The 5,804-nt window shown below is 68.5% G+C and carries 2 protein-coding genes; both read right to left on the bottom strand.

What is annotated here, in order from left to right; translation table 11 throughout:
- A partial coding sequence (locus AC50YM_RS20425) for a hypothetical protein (RefSeq protein ID WP_494958758.1) occupies positions 1 to 301 on the bottom strand: 301 nt, incomplete at its 3' end.
- Positions 302 to 559: 258 nt separating this feature from the next.
- The coding region (locus AC50YM_RS20420; RefSeq protein WP_494958757.1) for an Ig-like domain-containing protein at positions 560 to 5,804 on the bottom strand (5,245 nt) is incomplete at its 5' end.

Below are 5,804 nucleotides of genomic sequence, written 5' to 3'. Positions count from 1 at the left end.
ACTTCTTATCCCCACCCAACCGCAACTGCGCCGCCGACACCTGATTCAACGTCGAGCCCGCCGCATCATCCACCAACACCGTCCCGGCATCCTGCAACACATCAAACGTCGCCGACGCCGGCGTCACCGCCCCATCCAACACCCGAGACGGATAATTCACCCGCCCCACCGCATTCTTGGACTTCGACACCACCCACACCCCACCGTCATTCAACTCCACCTCAGTGGTCTTAAACCCCGGATAAATAATCGCGCCCGTGATCAACACCGCGGAGGCCACGGCGATGCCGGTACCGGCCATCAAACGCCGCCGGCGCGCGGTGAAGCGGCCGCCCAGCGGGGTGGTGAAGCCGGGCGTCCTGGAGCGCAGGGTGGCGAGAAGTCGTGTCACAGCTTCAGATGCCCTTCATACGCGCGTTGTCATTCCCGTGGCGGGCCCGGGAGCAGGCTCCCAGTTCCCGCGACAGCCTACCGAACGGTCCGGCGGCGGGCGATGGGGAGGGCTCCCCACCGGCCGGTGTCCGTCCGGGGCCGGGCGCCGGAGCAGCACCCGGCGCGGTCACGGTGTTGCTCCGACCGGGAAGGTGCAGAGCGGAACGCCGCTTTGCCCGGGCGAGCCGATCGAGGTGTGCGTGGAGTTGATCCAGCGGGTCGCGTTCGGCGAACCGCGCATGATGTAGTACCACTGGCCGTCGCCGCTGTAGTAGGTACCGTGCGGCTTCCAGCACATGACGTCGAAGGAGTCGAGGTGCGACATCCAGGGTCTGGTGTAGCCCGACTGCCCATCGCAGGTGAAGTTACCCGGCTGGCTGTCGTCGTAGGACGTGGCGCCGGGAAGGTCGGTGCAGCTGCGGTCCATTCCGGTGTTGAGGCGGGTGCTCCAGCGGGTCTTAGCGGCTCCGGACTGGGCGGACGCCGAGGCGATCGGCCCGCCGGTGCCGAGGGAGTTGACCGTCTGGACGCGGATGGAGTGGGGTTCGCTGAAGCCGCCGGTGTTGATCGTCCGGCTGCCGGAGGCTGCCACGCGTTCCCAGCCTCCGTTGTCGATGCTGATCTGGGTGTAGGCGACGTCGTTGGTGGTGGTCGACGGCGAGCTCCAGCTGAAGCTGAGGTTCTTTTGGTTTTCGGCGCCGTTCTGTCCGGATGCCGAGGGGGTTCCGGGCGAGCCGTAGGGTGTGGTGGTGGCTCCGGTGCTGGCGTCGGAGCTGGGTGCGACGCTCGAGTTGGCGGTGACGGTGATTGTGGTGGGGGCGCCGTTGGTGAACCCGCCGATCTTCTGGCCGGGAGTGATCCCGCCGGTCTTTCCGCTGGGGCTGGCGTAGTAGGTGTAGCTGACCTCGCCGGGCTGGGAGCCGTTGCGCCCGGCGGTGTCGAGTTCGCGGAAGTTGATGACCACGGCCCGGCCGGCGCCGCCGGTGTCCGCCGCCGTTGCGGTCACGCCCGAGACCTGGCCGAGCTTGCCGGTGGCGCGGCGCGGTGCCGAGGGTGCGCTGACCGCGCCCTTGCCCGCCTTGTTCTCGGCCTGGACGGTGAAGGTGTAACCGGTTTCGGAGTTGTTTGCGGTGAAGTTGGCGGTCCGTACGGTCCCGGCGACCATTTGCGTCTGGGTGGTGCCTCCGCCGCCGCTCATGGTGACGTAGTAGCTCTTGATGGCGTCGCCGTTGGTGTTCGGCTCGCTCCAGTTCACCTTCAGCTGGTTGGAGGTGCCCACGTTTGATGCGACCGACGTCGTCGGGGCTGCCGGGGCGGCGGGCACGCCGGCCGGGTTGTCCTCGGCGGAATACTGTCCCCAGTCGGAGGGGCCGAGTTCGTTGACGGCCTGGGCGCGGACCTTGTATCGCACGCCGTTGGTCAGTCCGGGCCAGGTGTAGCTCAGGCCGGTCACGCCGTTCTTCACGGCGATGCTGCTGGCCGGCGGCGGGGAGATCTCCAGGTTGTAGTTCTTCACGGCGGAGCCTTCGGTCTTTGCCGCGGGCCAGGTGATCACCATGTTCTTGTCCCCGGCCTTGACCGTGGGGGCTTCCGGCGGCGAGGGTTTCTCGTCGGGCCGGATTTCGTTGGAGGCCGGCGATGGCTCGGACTCCCCCACCTCGTTGGTGGCGGTGACGGTGAAGACGTATTTGACGTCGTTGGTCAGTCCGCTGAGCGTGCAGGTGGTGGTGGCGCAGTCCTGGCTGAAGCCGCTGGAGCGCACCGTGTATTTGCTGATGGTGGCGCCGTTATCCGACGGCGGGGCCCATTTCAGCACCGCGGTCCGGCTGCGCACGTCGGTGGCGGCCGGTGCCGAGGGGGCATCCGGCTTGTCCCGGACGGTGATCCGGACCCGGCCGTCGGTCTGCCGGGAGACGTCATCGGTCTTGTCCATCACGGTGTAGCGGAGCACCATCACGCCCTTGAACCCGGCGGCCGGCGTGACGGTGATCGAGTCGCCGGAAATGGCGGGCTGGCCGGCGGCGGAGCCGGTTTCCACCGTGGCGGCGACAATCCTCAGCGGGGTTTCGCTGAAGGGGTTGAAGTCGTTGGCGAGCACGTTGATGGTCTCGGTCTTGCCGGCGTTGGCTTTCTCGATCACGTCCTCGTTGGCGACCGGCAGCGGGCGGGTGGACGCGACGACGGTTGCCTCGATGCTGGCCCGGACCGGCTCGGAGCGGCCGTCGGTGACCTTGAGCGGGATGCTGCCCTTCCAGCCGGCGGCCTTGGCGGAGTCCGCGGTGACCTTCAGGGTCCCGCCCTCGACAGAGGCCTTGAAGCCCTCCGGCAGCGTGCCGTGGAGTTCGAACCTGAGCTTCTCCTGGTCGCCGGAGTCCACGTCCTTGGCCAGGTTGCCCAGCTCCAGGCTTGCGGATTCGGCCGTCGGCACGTCCAGGGTCGCTCCGCTGAAGCTCGGCTGGTGGTTGGCGTTCGGGTCGGGGATCACCTTGGTGATGATGCTGAGGGTCGATTTGAGGCCCTGCGGATCTTCCGGGCCGGTCCCGTCGGTCACTTCGAACGTCACGGAGCCGGGGCCCACGTAGTCCTGGAGCGCGGCGTAGCGCAGCTTGTCGCCGTTTCCGACCACGACGTTCTGCGGGTCAGCCCCCTGCACCCGGACGTTGTCCACCTGGGTGATCCGGGGCGTGCGGCCTTCCCTGACCCGGACGTAGTCGTTCAGGTCCAGGTCGATTTGCTTGCCCGCCATCACTTCGACGACATCGGTCTTCGCCAGCGTGGGGTGTTGCTCGCCCTGGCCGGGGACCCAGATGATCGCGGTCGCGTTTTGGCCGTCGACGTCGGTGACGGTGTATGGAACCAGCTGGTCCGTCGGCGCGAGGGCCACCCGGACGCTGCCGTCGCCCACCCGGGCGTTGGGGTTGCCGTCGGGCAGGCTGATCTTGAGGTCGGCGGCGACACCGTCGGGGTCCGAATCGTTCTTCAGGACCGGGACATCGACGGCGGACTTGCCCAGCGTTTCGGCCGGGGTGACTACATCGTCCTTGGCAACGGGAAGCTTCAGCGCGGCGTCCGGGCTGACCCGGACCCGGATCACGGCGCTGCCCTGGGCCTTCTTGTCGTCCTGGATCTTGTAGCTGACGCTTTCGTTGCCGGCGGTGCCGGGGGCGGTGAGCAGCACCTTGCCGCCGTCGGCCGCCTCGACTCCGAGTTCGGGCTTAGCCTCGAAACCGTTGCTGACCAGGCTGACCGGGTCCCCGTCCGGGTCCGAGTCGTTGGCCAGGGCCTCGACGGCGATCTTGCGGCCGGGCCGCACGTCCACCGCGTCGTCCACGGCGATGGGCTTCTGGTTGTTGGCTTCCTGCGGGGCGATGCCGACGATCACGGTGCCGGTGTTTTCGGCGCCGATCCGGTCCCGGACGCGGTAGCTGAAGGTGTCCGTGCCGGCGGCGTTGCCGGCGGCGGTGAATTCGAGGTAGCCGTCCCTGACCACGGCGGTGCCCATCGCGGGGGCCTTGTCCACGCCGGTCAGCTGGACGGAGTCGCCGTCGGTGTCGACGCCGTCGAGCGGCACGGGGATCCGCACGCTCATCCCGGCCACCACGCGTGCGGTGAGGTTTTTCGGTTCGGGGCGGGTGTTGCGTTCGTCGTCGCGGGCCCGGATGCGGATGGTGACCTGCTGGGAATCCGACTGGCCGGAGGCGTTGGTGACCTTGTAGATGGCGTAGACCGTCTTGGGGACTTCACCGGCGATGAAGCGCAGCATCCCGCCGGAGGTGAACATCCGCCCGTCGGCGGCGTCCGGCTGCTGGGCCAGCACCGGCTCCAGGCTGAGTTTGCCGCCGTTGGGGTCGGTATCGTTCGCCAGGACCGGGATGGTGACGACGTCCCCGGCGCGCACGGTCGCCTCGTCCGGCTTCGCCTGCGGGGCCTGAAGTTTTGCGGGGGCGGGGACCACCAGGACGGCGATCTCCCCGCTCGCGGAGGACTTGCCGTTGGAGATGGTGTATCGAACGCTGAGCTGGCCTTCGGCGCGGATGTCGGTGATCCGGACGACGGAGTGGTCCAGCACGGACACGCTCAACGGCAGCCCGTCGGCCGCGGTCACTGACTGCACCACGAGCACGCCGCCGGAGGGGTCGGAGTCGTTGCCCAGAACGTCCACCAGGACGCTGCCGCCGCTGGGCAGCAGGGCGGTGTCGCGGACGGCGACCGGGGCGCCGTCGCCGCCGCCGGGGACGACGTCGACGCGGACCAGCTGCTGGGCGCTGGCCGGTCCGTTGGTGACCAGATAGGTGACGTAGTGCGCGCCCTGGGCGGTGGAATTGAATGTGAAGGTCTGCTGGTCCGCGCCCATGGTGGCGGTGGAGTTGCCGGCCGGCGTGACCTGCGCGAGGCGGAGGGCGCCGCCCTGGGGGTCCGAGTCGTTCTTCAGCGGGGCGATCACCGTATCCACCCCGGCGACGGCGACCAGGTGGTCGGCGTTGGCGATGGGAGGCAGCGCGCCCGGGGCGCGGACGTCGACCGTGACCTTGCCTTCGGCGGTCGAACGTCCGTCCGAGACGGTGACGGTGACGGTCTTGCGGCCGGCCTCGGAGCCGGCGTCCTGGAAGCTGAGCAGGCCGTCGGGCCGGACCTTGACCTGGTCGCGGGGGTCGCTGCTGGCCGCGCCGACGACGAAAAGGTCGTCGCCGTCGGGGTCGATCCAGTCGGTAAGGATGTTCTGGCTGACGATCTTGCCGGACTGCACCACGAGGGTGGTGTTGCGGTTGGGTTTTTGCCGCGGGGCGGCGTTCTCCCCCGGCGGCACGATGTTGAGCGTGACGTCGGCGCTGGCGGAGAGGCCGCGGCCGTCGTCGACCGTGTACTTGAAGGTTTCCGAGCCGGTCTTGTCCGCCCCGACGCTGATCTGGAAGCCGGTGGCGCCGTAAATCGGCGCGAGCAGCCCGGAAGTGAGCGGGTCCGGACTGCGGACGGTGAGGATGTCGCCGTCGGGGTCGGTGTCGTTGTCGAGCACGGGCAGGATAGTGGTCTTGCCGGCGCGCACGCCGAAGGTGTCGGGTTTGGCGGCCGGGGCGCTGTTGGGTTTGGTGCGGTCCGGGAGTACGGTCTGCTGGACCTCGTCGGCTGAGTCCTTGTCCGCGTCGTCGGAGGTCTGCTGCGGCGGGATGACGTCGTCCCAGTTGTTGACCAGCTGCATGTTCTGGTTCACCAGCCACACATTGCCCGAGTTCACATCATTCAGGACCACCAGGTCCCGGTTCACCCGGAACACATAACTCGGCGCCGCACTGGCCTTGGGCACATCCACGGTCCGGTCATCAGCATCGTTCACGCACTCACGGACATACTTGTTCGCCCCCGACCACGCCGCA

The organism is Pseudarthrobacter sp. RHLT1-30-1, from assembly GCF_059383415.1.
Note: the sequence above shows the minus strand (reverse complement) of the source record. Positions and strands in the feature narration are given on the sequence as shown.